Source organism: Streptomyces sp. NPDC088354 (genome assembly GCF_044753585.1).
Lineage (GTDB): Bacteria > Actinomycetota > Actinomycetes > Streptomycetales > Streptomycetaceae > Actinacidiphila.
In genome coordinates this window covers 1-16,117 of record NZ_JBIVNJ010000058.1, presented here as the reverse complement: position 1 = coordinate 16,117, position 16,117 = coordinate 1, and the positions used below count along the sequence as shown (strand labels likewise).

The window sequence follows — 16,117 nt, the reverse complement described above, 5'->3', positions numbered from 1 at the left end:
CTGTCAGCGCCCCATCAGACCGGCTACGGACGACGCCTGTGTGACGACCGCGTCCCAGCCCCCGAAGACCACCGCGAGCAGCACCGCCAGCGGCAGGGCCATGGCCACCGCCACCAGGGGATGCCGGGTGCCGGACGGGCGTATGCCGAAGGCGACGATCCTGCTGCCGCGTCCGGGCCGCGCCGGACCGCTCACCGTGTTCGCCATGGCCCTCTCCTGGGTCCCGTGGTCGTGCATCCTTCTGTTGATGTTCAGGGCGGCGGGCGTTTGACCTCGGGGGACGAGTGCTCCGCCCGCCGCTTGACCTCAACACTAGGCGCCGGGCCGGGACGGGTCGTCATGCCTTCGTACCCCTTCTCCGGCCTCCCCCAGGATGACTCCGCGACGCGTCGCGTACTCCCGTGGGTGGAGGTGGCGGCCGAAGGCCCCGGGACATCCCCGAGGGGATGTCCCGGGGACGGGCGCGGCGGGGTGGTCAGTCCCCGTCGCCCTCCTCGGTGTCGTCCCTGGGTATGGGCTGCTCCACCAGCGCGAGGACCCGCGTCGCCATGAAGCGCGCGGTGCGCACCACCGAGCCGGATCGGGTGACTTCGCTCACTTCCACCACCCCGCGGCGCACTGCCGTCTCGACCCTGCGCCCCGCCCTGGTGGCCACTACTTCGTACGTCCTGGTCGTGTCCCCCGCATCCACGACGATCTCCACACGATCACCTTTCATGGCGTCAATCCCCCTTGCACGATGGATTGTTGACGGCATGAAGAAAATCCGGCCCCGAATCCGCCGGACCGTTCCCCACCCTTCAAGGATCCCACCCGGCACTGACAATCCCCCGTCCGGCGCGGGCGCGGCCTCGCGGCACGACGGTCGGTCAGTCCGTAAGCTGTCGACGTCAGACTGGCCGGGCAGGCAGCGGGGATGGACGACATGACGATGATGCGGCTCCGGCGCGAGGACCCGCGTGTCGTCGGCTCGTTCCGGCTGCACCGGAGACTCGGCGCGGGCGGCATGGGGGTGGTGTACCTGGGCGCCGACAAGCGCGGCCAGCGCGTCGCGCTCAAGGTGATCCGCCCCGAGCTCGCCGAGGACCAGGAGTTCCGCTCCCGCTTCGCCCGCGAGGTCTCCGCCGCCCGGCGCATCCGCGGCGGTTGCACGGCGCGACTCGTGGCCGCGGACCTGGAGGCCGAACGCCCCTGGTTCGCCACCCAGTACGTGCCCGGGCCCTCCCTCCACGACAAGGTCGCCCGCGACGGCATCCTGCCGGCCGCCGAGGTCGCCTCGGTGGGCGCGGCCCTGGCCGAGGGCCTGGTCGCCGTGCACGAGGCCGGGGTCGTCCACCGCGACCTGAAGCCCTCCAACATCCTGCTGTCGCCCAAGGGTCCGCGCATCATCGACTTCGGCATCGCCTGGGCGACCGGCGCGAGCACCCTCACCCACGTCGGCACGGCGGTCGGCTCGCCGGGCTTCCTCGCACCGGAGCAGGTCCGCGGAGCCGCGGTCACGCCCGCGACGGACGTCTTCGCCTTCGGGGCGACGCTGGCGTACGCCGCGATGGGCGACTCGCCCTTCGGGCAGGGCAGTTCCGAGGTCATGCTCTACCGCGTCGTGCACGAGGAGCCGGACCTCGCGGGCGTCCCGGACTCGCTCGCCCCCCTGGTGTACGCCTGCCTGACGAAGGATCCGGAGGCGCGGCCCAGCACGGTGCAACTCTCCGAGCGGCTGGCCGAGATCGCCGCCCGCGAGGCGCGCGGACTGGGGCCGGGCCGCCGGGACATCGTGCCCAAGGCCGCCGGACCGCGGCCCGAGCGGCCCACGGGGCCGCGGGCGCAGGCGTACGCCGAGCAGCAGACGGAGCGCCGCACGGCGCCGGGCACGCCTCCGCCTTCCTCCCGTACCCCGGCGCGTACGCCGGCGCGCACCCCCGCCCGCACGCCGTCCGGGCGGACCCCGGCGCCGCGTACGCCCACGAAGCGCCGTCCCGGCGGTGCGGACCGGAGGCTGCTGCGGCAGCGGCTCATCGTCTTCGTGACCGTCACGCTGCTTGTGGCGCTCGGGATCGCCGCCGCGCAGGGGTGTCAGGGGCCGTCGCGGGGTCTTCACCCGGTAACGGGCGCGCGCCAGCTGTCCGGATAGCTTTTCCCTCCGCCCGCCCTCCCCCAACCCGGCGAGGTAAGTGATCGCCTTGCGCTGCGTGCGTTGGGGGGTCGGTGCCCGCGCCGGGGTACGCCCCCAGCGGGGGCCGTCCCGCCACACCCCCTCCCGGGCCAGTCGGGCGACTGACGGCCGGTGGGGGTGACGGCTGCGCCCTTGGACAGCGTTGCGCCAACGGTGGCCCAAGCACGGTGCCGCTTCTACCCCCCACCGGGGATCAGGCGCGATACGAAACGGAGGGGGCGGGGTCGTAGGGGTGGGCGTTCTGGACTGTGGAGCATATGTGGGTGCATGACCCGGGGTGGTCAACGGCAGGTACCGGAGGCACCTAAATGTGCTGTCCAGAATGCCCGGCCCCGGAGGCCCCGCACCCGGCCCACCCCGCACGCGCGCCGGGGTGACTGACCGCGCCGGGCACTCGGGGGGCGGGCGGGGGAAAAACGGGGGAACCGCCCTCGGGGGGTGACACACGGGGCGGGGTGAGTTACTTTCCAAGCGCTTGCTTAGAGACCGCAACCGCGGAGGACCGCATGACGCTCACCCCCGAGGAACTGCGCGAACGCGCACACGCGCTGCTCGCCTCGTACGACCCCGCGGCGACCGGCCGCCAGGACTTCCTGCGGGCCCGGTTCGACGCCGGGCTGGCGTGGGTGCACTACCCGGAGGGCCTCGGCGGCCTCGGCGCCCCCCGCGCCCTGCAGGCCGTGGTGGACGCGGAGCTGGCCGCCGCCGGGGCACCGGACAATGAACCGCGCCGCATCGGCATCGGCCTCGGGATGGCGGCCCCGACCGTCCTCCGCTACGGCACCGACGACCAGAAGTCCCGCTTCCTGCGCCCCTTGTGGACCGGCGAGGAGGTCTGGTGCCAGCTGTTCAGTGAGCCCGGTGCCGGATCGGACCTGGCGGGGCTGCGCACCCGTGCGGTCAGGGACGGCGACGACTGGCTGGTGACCGGGCAGAAGGTGTGGACGTCCAACGCGCACAACGCGCGCTGGGCGATCCTGATCGCCCGCACCGACCCGGACCTCCCCAAGCACCAGGGCATCACGTACTTCGTGTGCGACATGACCGACCCCGGCGTCGAGGTCCGGCCGCTGCGCCAGATCACCGGCGAGGCCGAGTTCAACGAGGTCTTCCTCACCGACGTCCGGATCCCGGACGCGCACCGCCTCGGCGCCGTGGGCGACGGCTGGCGGGTGGCACAGACGACGCTGATGAACGAGCGGGTCGCGATCGGCGGCACGGCCCTGCCCCGCGAGGGCGGCATGATCGGCACGGTCGCCGCGACCTGGCGGGAACGGCCGGAGCTGCGCACGCCGGACCTGCACGACCGCCTGCTGCGGCTCTGGGTGGACGCCGAGGTCACCCGCCTCACCGGCGAACGGCTGCGCCAGCAGCTCGCGGTGGGCGCGCCCGGACCTGAGGGCTCGGGCATGAAACTGGCGTTCGCCACGCTCAACCAGCGCATCAGCGGCCTGGAGGTCGAGCTGCTGGGCGAGGACGGACTGCGGTACGGCGACTGGACGATGAGCCGCCCGGAGATCGTCGACTTCTACGGCCGCGACGCGGGCTACCGCTATCTGCGGGCGAAGGGCAACTCGATCGAGGGCGGCACGTCCGAGATCCTGCGCAACATCATCTCCGAGCGGGTCCTGGGCCTGCCCTCCGAGCCCCGTACCGACAAGGACGTCCCGTGGAAGGACCTGCCGCGATGAGTTCCGATCTGCTGTACTCCGACGTCGAGGACGATCTGCGCGCCGCGGTGCGCGGGCTGCTCACCGACCGGTGCGCGCCCGCCGGCGTGCTGGCCCAGGTCGGCACGGGCGCGCCCTACGACGGGGCGCTGTGGCGCACGCTCGCGCAGGAGGTCGGGCTCGCGGGGCTGCTGGTGCCCGAGAAGCTGGGCGGCCAGGGCGCCTCGGCGCGGGAGGCCGCGGTGGTGCTGGAGGAACTGGGCGGCTTCGTCGCACCGGTTCCGTTCCTGGGCAGCGCCGTGCTGGCGACGTCCGTCCTGCTCGCGGCGGGCACGGAGGAGGCGGACGCGGTGGCGGCCCGGCTCGCCGAGGGCACGGAGCCGGCGGCGCTCGCGGTGCCGCTGCCCACCGCGCCCGGCGCGGACTTCCCCACGACGGTGCGCGCCGACGCGGAGGGGCTGCTGACCGGCGGGGTGACCAGCGTGGCGGACGGGTCTGCCGCCGGTGTGCTGCTCCTGCCCGCGCTCGGCCCGGACGGTCCCGAGCTGTACGAGGTGCGGGCGGACGCCGCCGGTGTCGAGGTCCGCGTGCCCGTGCCGCTGGACCTGACCCGGCCCATCGCCGACATCACGTTCGCGGGCGCGGCGGGCCGCCGCCTCGCCGGGCCGGGGAGCGCCGCCGCGGCACTGCGCTCGGCGCTGCTGACCGGGGCGGGCCTGCTGGCGTCCGAGCAGCTGGGCGTGGCCCAGTGGTGCCTGGACGAGACCGTGCGGTACCTGAAGGAGCGGCACCAGTTCGGCCGCGCGGTCGGCTCGTTCCAGTCGCTCAAGCACCGCCTCGCGGACCTGTGGCTCGAACTCGTGCAGGCGCGTGCCGCCGCCCGCAACGCCGCCGACGCGCTCGCGCGCGGGGACCGGGAAGCGGCCGTCGCGGTCGCCGTGGCGCAGGCGTTCTGCGCGCCCGTAGCGGTACGTGCCGCCGAGGAGTGCGTCCAGCTGCACGGCGGCATCGGCATGACCTGGGAGCACCCCGCCCACCTCTACCTGAAGCGCGCCAAGGCCGACGAGATCGCGCTGGGCACGCCCGGCCGCCACCGCGCCGCCCTGGCCGCACTGGTGGACCTGGCGCCGGCGGGCTGATTCCCGCTCGGTGGGGCGGCCGGGCCTGACCCCGGCCGCCCCTCCGAGCGCCGGCGATCCGCACAGAAGTGCGCCCTCCTCCGCGACCCGGGAGAATGGAGAGCCGCGGGAACTGCGACACGCACCAGGCTGGAGGCCTTGCGATGCGCGCTGTGCGTCTCGATCATTTCGGCGGTCCCGATGTCCTCGGCATCACCACCCGGCCCGATCCCTCGAAGAAGGCCGGCGAAGCGCTGATCGCCGTCAGGGCGGCGTCCGTGAACCCGTCCGACGTGAAGACCGTCGCCGGCCAGATGGAGGGAACGGTCCTTCCCCGCATTCCCGGGCGCAACTTCGCCGGCGTCGTGGTCGAGGGACCGTCGGACTGGGTCGGGGCCGAGGTGTGGGGCACGGGTGGCGACATCGGCTTCCGGCGCGACGGCTCCCACGCGGAGTTCCTGGCCGTCCCCGAGGCGGCGCTCGTGCGCAAGCCCGAACGGCTCGGCTTCGAGGAGGCGTCCTCCTCGGGCGTGCACTTCGTCACCGGCTGGCTCGGCACCGTGGTGAAGGCCCAACTGGCTCCGGGTGAGGCCATCGCGGTGTTCGGCGTCTCGGGCGGCGTCGGTGGCGCCGTGGCCCAGATCGCCCATGTGATGGGCGCCCATGTCATCGGCGTCGACCGCGTGCACCCCGCCGCCCACACCCCGGCCGCCTCGGTCATCGACGCGTTCGTGGCCCTGGACGGCGCCCCTCAGGCCATCGGCTCCCGCATCAAGCAGGGCACCGCGGGCCAGGGCGTGAGCGTGGTGTTCGACGCCGTCGGCGGCGTCACCACCGCGGCGGCGCTCGCGTCGCTCGCCCACGGCGGCCGGCTCGTGGTCATCAGCTCGGTCGGCACCCGGACCGTGGAGATCGACCTCGTCGACCTGTACCACAACGAGACCCTCATCATCGGCTGCAACAGCGCCGACCTCGGCGTCGTCGAGAGCAGTGCGCTCCTCGGCCGGCTCACGCCGTACTTCGACTCCGGGCAGTTCCGTCCGCTGCCGATCGCCGAGCGCTTCAGCCTGGAGAACGCCCAGGACGCGTACCGCGCGGTGGCCGGCCACGTCAAAGGGGCCGTGGTCATCCGCCCGTGAGCACCGGACCCGGGGGAGCGTCCCGGGAGCGCAGTGATCTGAGGTCGGCTCGCAGCTATCTGGGCCGGTTCCGGTGGCGGCGGCTGCTGCGGCTGGGGCCGTTCCGGTGGCGCGCCGCCGCGCCGTGGCGCGCGGCCCGGGTGGCGGTGGGGGTGGTCGTGCCGCTCGCGGTGGGATCGGCCGCCGGGCATCTGGAGTACGGGGCCTTCGCGTCGTTGGGCGCGCTGCCCGCCGGGTTCGCGTCCTTCCAGGGCGTCACCCGAACCCGGGTGGCCGCGGTGTCCGCGGCCAGCGTCGGGATGGCCGTGTCCACGTTCGTCGGGGCCACGACCGCGGCTGCCGTTCCCTGGCTGCTGGTCGTCGTCGTCAGCCTCTGGGGATACCTCGTCGGGCTGGCCGTCTGCCTGGGGCCGCGGCTGAGCGTGGCGGCCGTTCAGTGGCCCGTCGCGCTGCTGATCTCGATCGGCCTGCCGCTCGGGCCGGCCGAGGCCGCTCTGCGGGCCTGTCTCGTGCTCGCCGGCGGTCTGTTCCAGGGCGCCCTGGTCGCCCTCTCCTGGGCGCTGCAGAAGGGTGATCCGGAGCGCGCGGCGCTGTCGGCGTCCTTCCGGAGCCTGGCCGCGTACGCCGCCGAGGTGACCACCGGGCGGGCCGGAGCGCCGCCGTCCGCCGCCCTCCCGGGCAGGGCCCGTCTCGCCGACCCCAACCCCCTGCTGCCCGAAGCCGTCCGGCTGGCCGGCATCGACCTGCTGGAGCAGGCCGAACGCATCCGCGCCGCGCTCTCCGCACTGAGCGTGCACGTGGCGGGCGATCCCTCCGGGTCCGCCGGCCGTTTCACCGCCGGCGCCGGCCGGGCCCTCGGCCTCACCGCGGACGCGCTGAGCTCCGGCCGGGCCGAGCGGCCCGGGCGCCTCCGGGAGCTGGACCGGTACCTGGCGGAGCTGAAGGCTCCCTCCGGCGCCGGTGCGCACTGGGCCGCCGAGTCCCTGCTCGGCCAACTGCGGGCCTGCAGCCGCATCCTGGGCCGCCTCGACGCGGCACGCGGGCGCACGCCTTCCGGCGATGTGCCGAGCGGTTTTCCGGTACCGGCCCCGGCGGGCGGCCTCGGATGGACGGTCCTCACCCTGCGGGCCAACCTCACCCCCGCGGGGGAGGCCGGCCGTCACGCGGTACGGCTCGCCGTGGTCGCGGGCCTCGCCGAACTGATGGTCCAGGCCACCGGTCTCTTCGAGGGCCGCTGGGTGGTGCTGACGATCTTCCTGGTGCTCAAGCCCGACTACAACTCGACGGTGTACCGCAGCGTCCACCGGGCCATCGGCACGGCTGTCGGAGCCGGGCTCGGCGCCGCCGTGGCCGAACTGGCGCACCCGGGCCCCGGTGGTCTGGTCGTGGCGGCCGGTATCACCGTGGCGGCCGCCTACGCCCTGTTCGACGTGAACTACGCGCTCTACAGCTGCTTCCTCACCGTGTACATCGTGGTCCTCCTCGACATCCTCGGGTTCGCGGCGGGGACCACCGCCACGGCCCGTCTGGTCGACACGGCGATCGGAGCCACGCTCGCGCTCGTCGCCTTCTCCCTGTGGCCGACCTGGGAGGGCCTCACCGCGCAGGAGAAGTTCGCCCGCCTCATGCGGGCCAACGGACGGTACGCGAAGGCCCTGCTCCACGAACTCGCGTATCCGGGGCAGGTGAGGGCGGAGCGACTGCGCACCCTCCAGGCGGCCGCCCGCCGGGCCCGCACCGACGCCGAGGCCTCCACGGCCCGGCTCGCCGACGAACCCGCGCACCCCCCGCTGACCCCGGCCGTCGCCAGGGCCCTGGTCGCCGCGGTGACCAGACTGGCGCACGCCGAATTGTCGCTGCACGCCCTCATCGCCTCGCCCTGCCCCTGCCCGCCGGTCGGCCGGGAAGGCGGCAGCACGGACCTGGCCGATGACGGCGCCGGGCGCCTCGACGCCCTCGGCGCCGCCCTGGACGTCACGATGGCCGACCTGGCCGGAGCGCTCAGATCCATGCGGCCGCCGGGCGCGCTCCCCCCACTCCGACGGCTCCAGGAGGAGTTCCGCGACCAGCCGGTCCCACCCGATGTCCATCTGACGCCCCTCACGGACGACGTGGTCAACGCCGTCGACACCCTGGCGGCGGTCCTGCGCCGCGGTCCCGTCGCGCCGGCTTCGTGACGTACCTCCGCTGCGCGGGGCCGCACGCCGTGCCCGCCCCCGGTGCGGTGGCGTGGCGGCTTGGCCGGGGCGTAGCGTTCTGAGGAGAGCGGCACCAGGCGGCGCCGGCACCGCACCACGATGCTGGAGGGCGGTTCTCCCATGAACCTCGCTTCTGACCTGGTGGACCGCGCCCGCGCCCACCCGGACCGCGCGGCGCTGCGCCTGGGCGACGGGACCGTCTCCTACCGCTCCCTCGACGGGGGCAGCGCGGGCATGGCCCGGCTGCTCCGCGACCGCGGGGTCGCCCCGGGCGACCGCGTGGCCGTCATGCTCCCCAACACCCCGGAGTTCGCCATCGCCTACTACGGCGCGCTCCGCGCGGGATCCATGGTCGTCCCGATGAACCCCCTGCTCAGGTCACGGGAGATCGCCTACTACCTCGACGACTCAGGTGCCCGCCTGCTGGTCGCCTGGCACACCTCCGCCGACGAGGCGCGGGCCGGTGCGCGGCAGGCGGAGGCCGAGGTGCTCGTCGTCGGGCCCGGCGGGTTCGACGGGCTGCTCGCCGACGCCCCGACCGCCGGGGACCTGACCGACCGCCGCGCGGACGACACCGCGGTGATCCTCTACACCTCCGGGACGACCGGGCATCCGAAGGGGGCCGAACTGACCCACGCCAACCTCGTCCGCAACCGCGACGTGGCCGCCGGTCTGATCCGGCTCTCCCCCGACGACGTGGTGTTCGGCGGGCTGCCGCTGTTCCACGCGTTCGGGCAGACCTGCACGCTCAACGCCTCCGTCACCGCTGGCGCGTGCCTCACCCTGCTGCCGCACTTCCGCGCCGAAGCGGCTCTGGCCCTCCTCGCCGAGCACGGGGTGACCGTCCTGGCCGGGGTGCCGACGATCCTGGGGAGGCTGTTGAAGCCGCCCGACAGGGACAGCTACGACGTCTCCCGGCTGCGGCTGTCGGTCTGCGGCGGCGCGGCGGTGCCGGCCCGGTTGGTGCGCGACTTCGAGGCCGCGTTCGGATGCGTGGTGCTCGAAGGGTACGGGCTGTCGGAGACCTCGCCCGTCGCCTCGTTCAACACCCTGGAGGGCGAACGCAAACCCGGTTCGGTCGGCACCCCGGTCCCGGGCGTCGAGATGCGGGTGGTCGACGCCGGCGGCGACGAAGTGCCGCACGGAGAGACCGGCGAGATCGTGATCCGTGGTCACAACGTGATGAAGGGGTACTGGCGGCGGCCCGACGAGACCGCGGCCGCCATGCGGGACGGCTGGTTCCACACCGGCGATCTCGGCCGGGTCGACGAGGACGGATACTTCTGGATCGTCGGGCGGAAGAAGGACGTGATCATCCGCGGCGGGTACAACGTGTACCCGCGTGAGGTCGAGGCCGTGCTGTACGGGCATCCCGCGATCGCCGAGGCCGCGGTCGTCGGCATGCCCGATCCCGATCTCGGCGAGGAGGTCGGCGCGGCGGTCGTCCTCGCACCGGGCGCCGACACGACGGCCGAGGAGCTGCGCCAGTACGTCAAGGACCGGGTCGCCGCGTACAAGTACCCGCGGAGGGTCTGGCTGGTGGACTCGCTGCCGAAGGGACCCACCGGCAAGACCCTCAAGCAGGCGATCGTCCCTCCGGCCGAAGCGGGCAGGCGATAGGGCGACGACGGCGGAGGCGCACGGACATGGCCGGCAACACTCCCGAGGCCGCGAAGCAACTGTCCCTGGCGGCAGCGCACATGAGGCCGCACCTCCCGGATGTCAGCCGCGACGTCCAGCAGCACGTGATGTCCGCGATGGCACCCCTCGGGGGCGACGACACCGTCCTGCGCCTGCTGCGCGCGAGCGTCGCGGAGAACGTCAGGACCTTGCTGGACGTCTTCGAGAACGACATCCCGCCGGACGCCGTCGGGGAGCCCGCGGCGGCCGGGGAGTACGCGCGGCGGCTGGCCCAGCGGGACGTTCCCGTCGTCGCGCTGATCAGGGTCCTCCGGATCGCCCACGGGTGCTTCCTGCAACGGTGTCTCGACGAACTCCACCGCCAGTACGTCGACGAGGAGCTCTCCGCCGCGACCACCTCGCGCATGCTGGCGGTGAGCTTCGACCACGTCGACCGCGTCACCGAGCACGCGGTCGAGGTCTACCGGCGGGAGCGGGAGCGGTGGCTGCTGAACGGGACCGCCGGACTGGCCGCACGCGTCCGTGACGTGCTCGCGGAGCAGGACGCCGACCCCGGCCGGGCCGAGTCGGCCCTCGGCTACCGGTTCTCCCAGCATCACCTCGGGCTGGTGGCCCGGCTCCCCTCCCCCGGTCACGGCAGTGCCGCGCCGGCCCGGCTCGACCGCTTCACGGCCGGGCTCGCCGGGGCGCTGGACTGCCCCGGCCGGCCCCTGTTCGTCCCCCAGGACGAGACGCTGGCCTGGGCGTGGCTGCCGTTGGGCGGGCGCGACCGGGTCCCCTGGGAACGGCTGGCGGACGTGGTGGAGGACGCCGATCCCTCCGTGCGGGTCTGCGCGGGAGGCGTGGAGCCGGGGATCGGGGGATTCCGCCGCACCCACCGCCAGGCCCTGCGCGCGCAGGAACTCGCCGCGGTGGCGAGTCCCGGCCGCCGGTTCACGGCCTGGGCCCGGGTGGCGCCGATCGCCCTGATGTGCGGGAACGTCGACGACCTGGGCACCTGGGTCAGGAGTGTCCTGGGCCCGTTGGCCGTCGACGACGAGCACTCCTCGCGCCTGCGCGAGACCCTGCGGATCTTCCTTGCCACCGGCTGCAGTTACACCGCCACCGCGGGCCGTCAGATCCTGCACAAGAACACGGTGCAGTACCGGATCCGGAAGGCCGAGGAGGCCATGGGCCACACCGTCGAGGAACGGCGCACCGATCTGGACGTCGCCCTGCTCGCCGTGGAGCATCTGGGATCGGTGGTACTCAGGAGGAAGCCCGCGTGACCCGTTGAGCGCCGAACCTCATGACCCGCCGGACCTCATGCTTCGCCGAGGGCCCGCATGACCTTGATCTGCGCCTGGTCCCGCGCGGTCTCCAGTTCCCCGATGCCGGCTCCGAAGTCCGCCTGCGCGGAGAGGAGTTCGACGGTCCGCTCGTCGAGTACCGGGGTGCGGAGCCCACGCCAGGCGGCCTCCAGGCCGGGGCCGAGGTGCTGCAGGAAGGCGGGCAGGCCGCCGGGGCCGCCGCCCAGGTGGAAGCTGCGGAAGGGCCCGGCGACGGCCCAGCGCAGGCCGATCGAGGCGGTGACGATCTCGTCGAGCTCCCGCTCGGTCACCACGCCCTGCACGACCAGGTGGACCGCTTCGCGGAAGAGCGCGGCCTGCAGGCGGTTGGCGACGAAGCCGGGGAACTCCTTGCGCAGCACCTGCGGTCGCTTGCCCAGCGCCGTGTAGAAGGCGACGGCGCGACGCACGGTCCCCGGATCGGTCTCCTTGCCGGGGACGACTTCCACCAGGGGCACCAGGTGCGGCGGGTTGAAGGGATGGCCGATGACCAGGCGTCCCGGCTGCTTCATCCCCCGGGCCATGTCGGTGGCGGGAATGCCGGAGGTCGAGCTGAGCAGCAGGGTGTCCGGGCGCGCGGCCCGCTCGACCCGCGGGAGCAGTTCCTGCTTGGACTCCAGCCGCTCGGGGCTGTTCTCCTGCACCACGTCGGCGCCCGCGACCGCCCGGTCGAGGTCGGCCTCGAAGCGCAGGTCGCGGTCGAGTCCGGCGGTGGGCAGACCGAGCGCCTCCAGCGCCGGCTCGGCTTCCCTCAGTTGACCGCGCACGCGCCGGTCCACGTCGGGGACCGGGTCGTTGACGGTGACGGTCAGGCCCCTGGCGAGGAACAGGGCGGCCCACGACGCACCGATGACCCCCGCGCCGATGACGGTGACGTGCCGATACTCGTCCAAGGTGTCGTTCATGACGACTCCTTTCCGCCGAGGTAGTCGTGGACGACCTCGGCCGGCGGCAGGGTGAGGTCGGTCAGCACGTGACTGGCGGAGAGGACTTCCAGCACGGGGAGGTCCGCCAGCGGCGCCAGGGCGTGCTGGAACAACTGCAGCCGGGCGGGGCCGGTCCAGGAGCCCTTGACGGTGATGTCCCCGACCTGGAACCTGACCAGCTCGCAGATCCGCGGCTCCCCGGTGTAGCCGCGGAGGATCTTCAGCATGAAGGTGGGGCGGCAGACCTCGTCGCGCGCCTGGTCCGCGTCGAGCGGGGCGTGCTTGTAGCCCATGGTGGCGGTCGCCACCCGCAGCGAGCCGTAGTCGAGCGTGCCGACCAGGGTGTCGGAGTCGACGGCCAGCCGCGGGGTGCCGAGCTTCTTCGGGTAGGCGCTCAGTTCACGGCCGCTGGCGATGGCCGGCAGGCTGTCGACGTACATGCTCAGGACGTACTCGCCCCGCTCGCCCTCGTACTCCACGCAGAGCACCTGGCCGGACTCGGCGTAGTCGCCGAGACCGGTGGTGTCGGGCATTCTCATGAGTTCGAACCGCACCGTCGGCTCGGCGACGCGCAGGGGTGCGGGGACGACGCGTTCCAGGGCCTCCCGGTCCGTGCGGTAGGTGATGTTGAGGTACTCCCGGTCGGTGAAGCGGTACGGGCCCGGGGGGTAGGCCGGGGCGTCCAACGGGGTGGTGAGCCGGTGGGTCACGTCCTGGGTGCGCATGGTGGGGCCGCCTGGGATGGGTGGGTGCGGTGGGAGGTCGCGCGGTCAGCTGCCCTGCCACTCGGGCGCCCGCTTCTCGGCGAAGGCGCGGGCGCCCTCCTTGGCGTCGTGGGAGGCCAGCACCGGAGCGACGATCCGGTCCTGGTCGCGGAAGGCGTCCTGGTCGCGGAAGGCGGTCCGCTCGTTGACGACGCGTTTGACGGCCGCGATCGCCAGGGGCGCGTTGTGCGCGACGCGGTGGGCCAGTTCGAGGGCCCGGGTCAGTGCCGCGCCCGGCTCGGTGAGGTGGTTGACGAGGCCGAGCCGCTCGGCGCGGTCGGCGGGCAGCGGGTCGCCGGTGAGCAGCAGCTCCAGGGCGATGTTCCGGGGGATGCGCTCGGGCAGGCGCACCATGCCGCCCTCGGGGGGCACGATGCCGTAGTGCACCTCGGTCTGGCCGAAAGTGGCGTCGCGGGCGGCCACGATCATGTCGCAGGCGAGCGCCATCTCGGTGCCGCCGCCCAGCGCGTAGCCCTCGACCGCGGCGATGAGCGGGGTGTTGATCGAGATGCGGGTGATGCCCGCGAACCCGCGGCCGGGGAGGACCGGCGTCTGCCCGGTCGCGAACGCCTTGAGGTCCATGCCGGCGCTGAAGACGCCGCCGGCGCCGGTGAGGATGCCGACCAGGAGGTCGTCACGGGCCTCGAGTTCGTCGACCGCCGCGGCCAGTGCGTGGGCGGTGGCGCCGTCGATGGCGTTGCGGGCCCTCGGCCGGTCGATGGTGATCACGAAGACGCCGTCGCGTTCCTCGGTGCGCACGGTCGGTGTGCCATTGGTCGCACTCATGGCGGAAAGTCCCTTCTCTGCGGTCCCCCCTGCTCTGCTCCGTCCTTTCCGGCGCGGTCTCAGTCGACCGCCGCCGCCCTGCGGAGGCTCTCGATCGCGGCATCGTCGTAGCCGAGGTCACGGAGCACGGAATCGGTGTGTTCGCCCAGATCGGGGGCGGGCCGCGGAGGCACCTTCCGTACCTGGTCCAGCCGTACGGGACTGTCGATCGTCAGATGCCGCTCGGTGGCGCCGTCCTCGATGGGCACCAGGATTTGGTTGGCGAGGAGCTGGGGGTCACGGGCGCACTCCTCGAGCGTCCGCACGACCCCGTAGGTGAGGCCCGCGGCGTCGAGCAGTTCGCGCCACTCCGCCAGAGGGCGGGTCGCGAAGGTCCTGTCCAGGAGAGCGGCGATCTCGGCGGCGTGGCGGCGGCGGCTCGGTGTGTCGGCGCAGTCCGGGTCGCGGGCCGCCTCGGGCCGGCCGATGGCCCGGAGGAACAGGGGGACCTGCTTGTCCTCGTCGGCGAAGGCCAACAGCAGCCAGCGGTCGTCCGCCGTGCGGTACACGTTGGCGAGGGCGTTCGGCGGGTCGGTGCGGTCGGACGGGCGGGGGCCCTTGCCGCCGACCAGTACGGCCTGCAGCCACATGCTCGCCGACCAGGCCCCCTCGGCGATCAGCGACGCCGTGACACGGGCGCCCTCGCCGGTCCTCTCCCGCCGGTACAGCGCGGTCATGATGCCGGCGAACAGGGTGATCGCCGTCGGGTGGTCGCCCGACCCGTACACGTTCATCACCGGCGGCGCGCCCCGCCCGCGCGTCACGTCCATCAGGCCGGTGCGCGCCCAGAAGGCCGTCACGTCGAATCCGGGCAGATGCGCCTCCGGGCCCTCCTCCCCGAAGCCGGTGACGTCGGCGTAGATCAGCCGGCGATTGCGGGGCGCCAGATCGTCGTACTCCAGGCCCAGCTCGGCCCGCGTGCGCGGCGGGAAGTTGGTCACCAGCACGTCCGCCCACTCCACCAGCCGCTCGACCACCGGGCGGGCCCCGGGCGCCTTCAGGTCGAGGGCCATGCCGCGCTTGTTGCGGTTGTCCATCTGCCAGGGGTAATTGACCCCCTCGACGCGGGGGTTCGGCGGGAAGCGGCTGAGCGCCCGGTAGCGGTCGCCGACGTGCGGTGGTTCCACCTTGACGACGTCGGCGCCGAAGTCCCCGAGCACCGTGGCCGCGGCGGGACCCGCGATGAAGCTCGCGAGGTCGACGACGTGCAGTCCCGCCAGCAGGGGCGTGTCCGTCATGGCAGGTCCCTTCTCCGGCGCGGCACCCGGGGACGGGCGAGCACGCCGGCGATACGCGCCCGCAACGCCCCCACCACCGGCTGTCCCGCGTGCGTCCCGCCCGCGGGGACCGGATCACGGGACCGGATCGCGTCCGCACCGTCGAGGCTAGAAGCCGCGGGCGGACGGGGCATTGGGCCGGAAACACCAACTTCGGCGGGAATGTGGTGCTCGCGTACCGGTGGGATCTACGCCGCGGCCGCTCGGGGACGTCCCGGCCCGGGGCCCGCCGGGCTCCTCGTCATGTTCCAGGCCTTGATCACGGGGCGGCCGTGCTCGACGCCGAGCCGGCTGACGGTGCCGGTGTCCAGGGCGAACAGCGATCCCGCGGAGGGCGGCAGGCCGAGCCGGCGGGCGGTGAGCACGCGCAGTACGTGGCCGTGAGCCACCAGGAGCACGTCGCCCGCGGCGGGGTCGCGCAGCATCGGCTCGATGCGCGCGAGCACGCGATCGGCGCGGCGGCCCACGTCCCTGGGGCGCTCCCCCGGGTGGCCGGCGGGCCCGGGCGCCACGCCGTCGGTCCACAGGTTCCACGTCGGCCGGGTGCGGTGGATCTCCGCGGTGGTGACGCCCTCGTAACCGCCGTAGTCCCATTCCCGCAGGTCCGGGTCGACATCGGCGCCGGCCACCCCGGCCAGCTCCGCCGTGCGCACGGCCCTTCGCAGCGGGCTGGTCAGGACGAGGCCGATGTCGTGCGCGGCGAGCAGCGGCGCGACGCGGGCGGCCTCCTCCTCGCCGTGGGCCGTGAGGGGAAGGTCGGTGTGGCTGGTGTGCTGCCGGGACAGGGTCCAAGCGGTTTCGCCGTGGCGGAGCAGGAGCAGGTCGCCCATGATCGTTCATCCACTTTCGGCAATCAGCGGGTGGTGCGGAGTACTTCGGGACGGGTCGGGCGCCGGCGGCGCCGGCCGCTGGAGGACCGGCGCCGCCGTGGGCCCGAACCGGGGGTTACTTGTCGCCGCCCGCGGTCTCGACGGCGTGGCCGCCGAACTGGTTGCGCAGCGCGGCGATCATCTTCATCTGCGGGGAGTCGTCCTGCCGGGAGGCGAAGCGCGCGAAGA

The 16,117-nt window shown here is 73.8% G+C and carries 14 protein-coding genes and 1 pseudogene; 7 read left to right on the top strand and 8 right to left on the bottom strand.

The annotated features are described in order from the left end of the window. Nucleotides 1–3: 3 nt before the first annotated feature. Together ACIP98_RS38930 and ACIP98_RS38925 are read right to left on the bottom strand one after the other, a co-directional pair. On the bottom strand, nucleotides 4–207 hold the full coding sequence (locus tag ACIP98_RS38930) for a hypothetical protein (RefSeq protein ID WP_319665444.1): 204 nt from the start codon (nucleotides 205–207) through the stop codon (nucleotides 4–6). A 268-nt stretch (nucleotides 208–475) separates the two neighbouring features. Then, nucleotides 476–718 (bottom strand): hypothetical protein, encoded by a 243-nt coding sequence (locus ACIP98_RS38925; protein WP_319665445.1) that lies wholly within the window; start codon nucleotides 716–718, stop codon nucleotides 476–478. Nucleotides 719–925: 207 nt separating this feature from the next. Here ACIP98_RS38925 and ACIP98_RS38920 point away from each other — a divergent pair, with 207 nt between their 5' ends. The 7 genes from ACIP98_RS38920 to ACIP98_RS38890 all read left to right on the top strand — a co-directional run bounded on the left by ACIP98_RS38920 (nucleotide 926) and on the right by ACIP98_RS38890 (nucleotide 11,207). Then, nucleotides 926–2,131 carry a protein kinase domain-containing protein gene (locus ACIP98_RS38920; protein WP_319665491.1) on the top strand — a complete coding sequence of 402 codons (1,206 nt, stop codon included), beginning with the start codon at nucleotides 926–928 and terminating at the stop codon, nucleotides 2,129–2,131. 548 nt (nucleotides 2,132–2,679) lie between these two features. After that, nucleotides 2,680–3,864 (top strand): acyl-CoA dehydrogenase family protein, encoded by a 1,185-nt coding sequence (locus ACIP98_RS38915; protein ID WP_319665446.1) that lies wholly within the window; start codon nucleotides 2,680–2,682, stop codon nucleotides 3,862–3,864. After that, nucleotides 3,861–4,982: an acyl-CoA dehydrogenase family protein gene (locus tag ACIP98_RS38910; RefSeq protein ID WP_401981146.1), complete on the top strand. Its 1,122-nt coding sequence runs from the start codon at nucleotides 3,861–3,863 to the stop codon at nucleotides 4,980–4,982. The genes ACIP98_RS38915 and ACIP98_RS38910 overlap by 4 nt, the downstream gene beginning before the upstream one ends. 143 nt (nucleotides 4,983–5,125) lie before the next feature. Further along, on the top strand, nucleotides 5,126–6,100 hold the full coding sequence (locus ACIP98_RS38905) for a zinc-binding alcohol dehydrogenase family protein (RefSeq protein WP_319665448.1): 975 nt from the start codon (nucleotides 5,126–5,128) through the stop codon (nucleotides 6,098–6,100). After that, entirely contained in the window at nucleotides 6,097–8,277 is a 2,181-nt protein-coding gene (locus ACIP98_RS38900) for an FUSC family protein (protein WP_401981144.1), read from the top strand. Before ACIP98_RS38905 ends, ACIP98_RS38900 begins: the two co-directional genes overlap by 4 nt. 141 nt (nucleotides 8,278–8,418) lie before the next feature. Continuing rightward, entirely contained in the window at nucleotides 8,419–9,918 is a 1,500-nt protein-coding gene (locus ACIP98_RS38895; protein WP_319665450.1) for a long-chain fatty acid--CoA ligase, read from the top strand. Between the two features lie 26 nt (nucleotides 9,919–9,944). Continuing rightward, nucleotides 9,945–11,207 carry a helix-turn-helix domain-containing protein gene (locus ACIP98_RS38890; protein WP_319665451.1) on the top strand — a complete coding sequence of 421 codons (1,263 nt, stop codon included), beginning with the start codon at nucleotides 9,945–9,947 and terminating at the stop codon, nucleotides 11,205–11,207. Between the two features lie 35 nt (nucleotides 11,208–11,242). Here ACIP98_RS38890 and ACIP98_RS38885 read toward each other — a convergent pair whose 3' ends face one another. From ACIP98_RS38885 to ACIP98_RS38860, 6 genes and pseudogenes are all read right to left on the bottom strand, one after another. Further along, a complete protein-coding gene (locus ACIP98_RS38885) occupies nucleotides 11,243–12,172 on the bottom strand; it encodes a 3-hydroxyacyl-CoA dehydrogenase NAD-binding domain-containing protein (RefSeq protein ID WP_401981142.1) in 930 nt (309 codons plus the stop codon). Beyond that, a complete protein-coding gene (locus ACIP98_RS38880) occupies nucleotides 12,169–12,918 on the bottom strand; it encodes an acetoacetate decarboxylase (RefSeq protein WP_319665453.1) in 750 nt (249 codons plus the stop codon). The genes ACIP98_RS38885 and ACIP98_RS38880 overlap by 4 nt, the downstream gene beginning before the upstream one ends. 45 nt (nucleotides 12,919–12,963) lie before the next feature. Further along, entirely contained in the window at nucleotides 12,964–13,743 is a 780-nt protein-coding gene (locus ACIP98_RS38875) for a crotonase/enoyl-CoA hydratase family protein (RefSeq protein ID WP_319665454.1), read from the bottom strand. Between the two features lie 59 nt (nucleotides 13,744–13,802). Beyond that, a complete protein-coding gene (locus ACIP98_RS38870; RefSeq protein ID WP_401981139.1) occupies nucleotides 13,803–15,020 on the bottom strand; it encodes a CaiB/BaiF CoA transferase family protein in 1,218 nt (405 codons plus the stop codon). Nucleotides 15,021–15,247: 227 nt separating this feature from the next. Continuing rightward, entirely contained in the window at nucleotides 15,248–15,889 is a 642-nt protein-coding gene (locus ACIP98_RS38865) for a histidine phosphatase family protein (protein WP_319665456.1), read from the bottom strand. A gap of 115 nt (nucleotides 15,890–16,004) precedes the next feature. Further along, a pseudogene (locus ACIP98_RS38860) lies at nucleotides 16,005–16,117 on the bottom strand (6-phosphogluconate dehydrogenase); the annotation flags it as partial.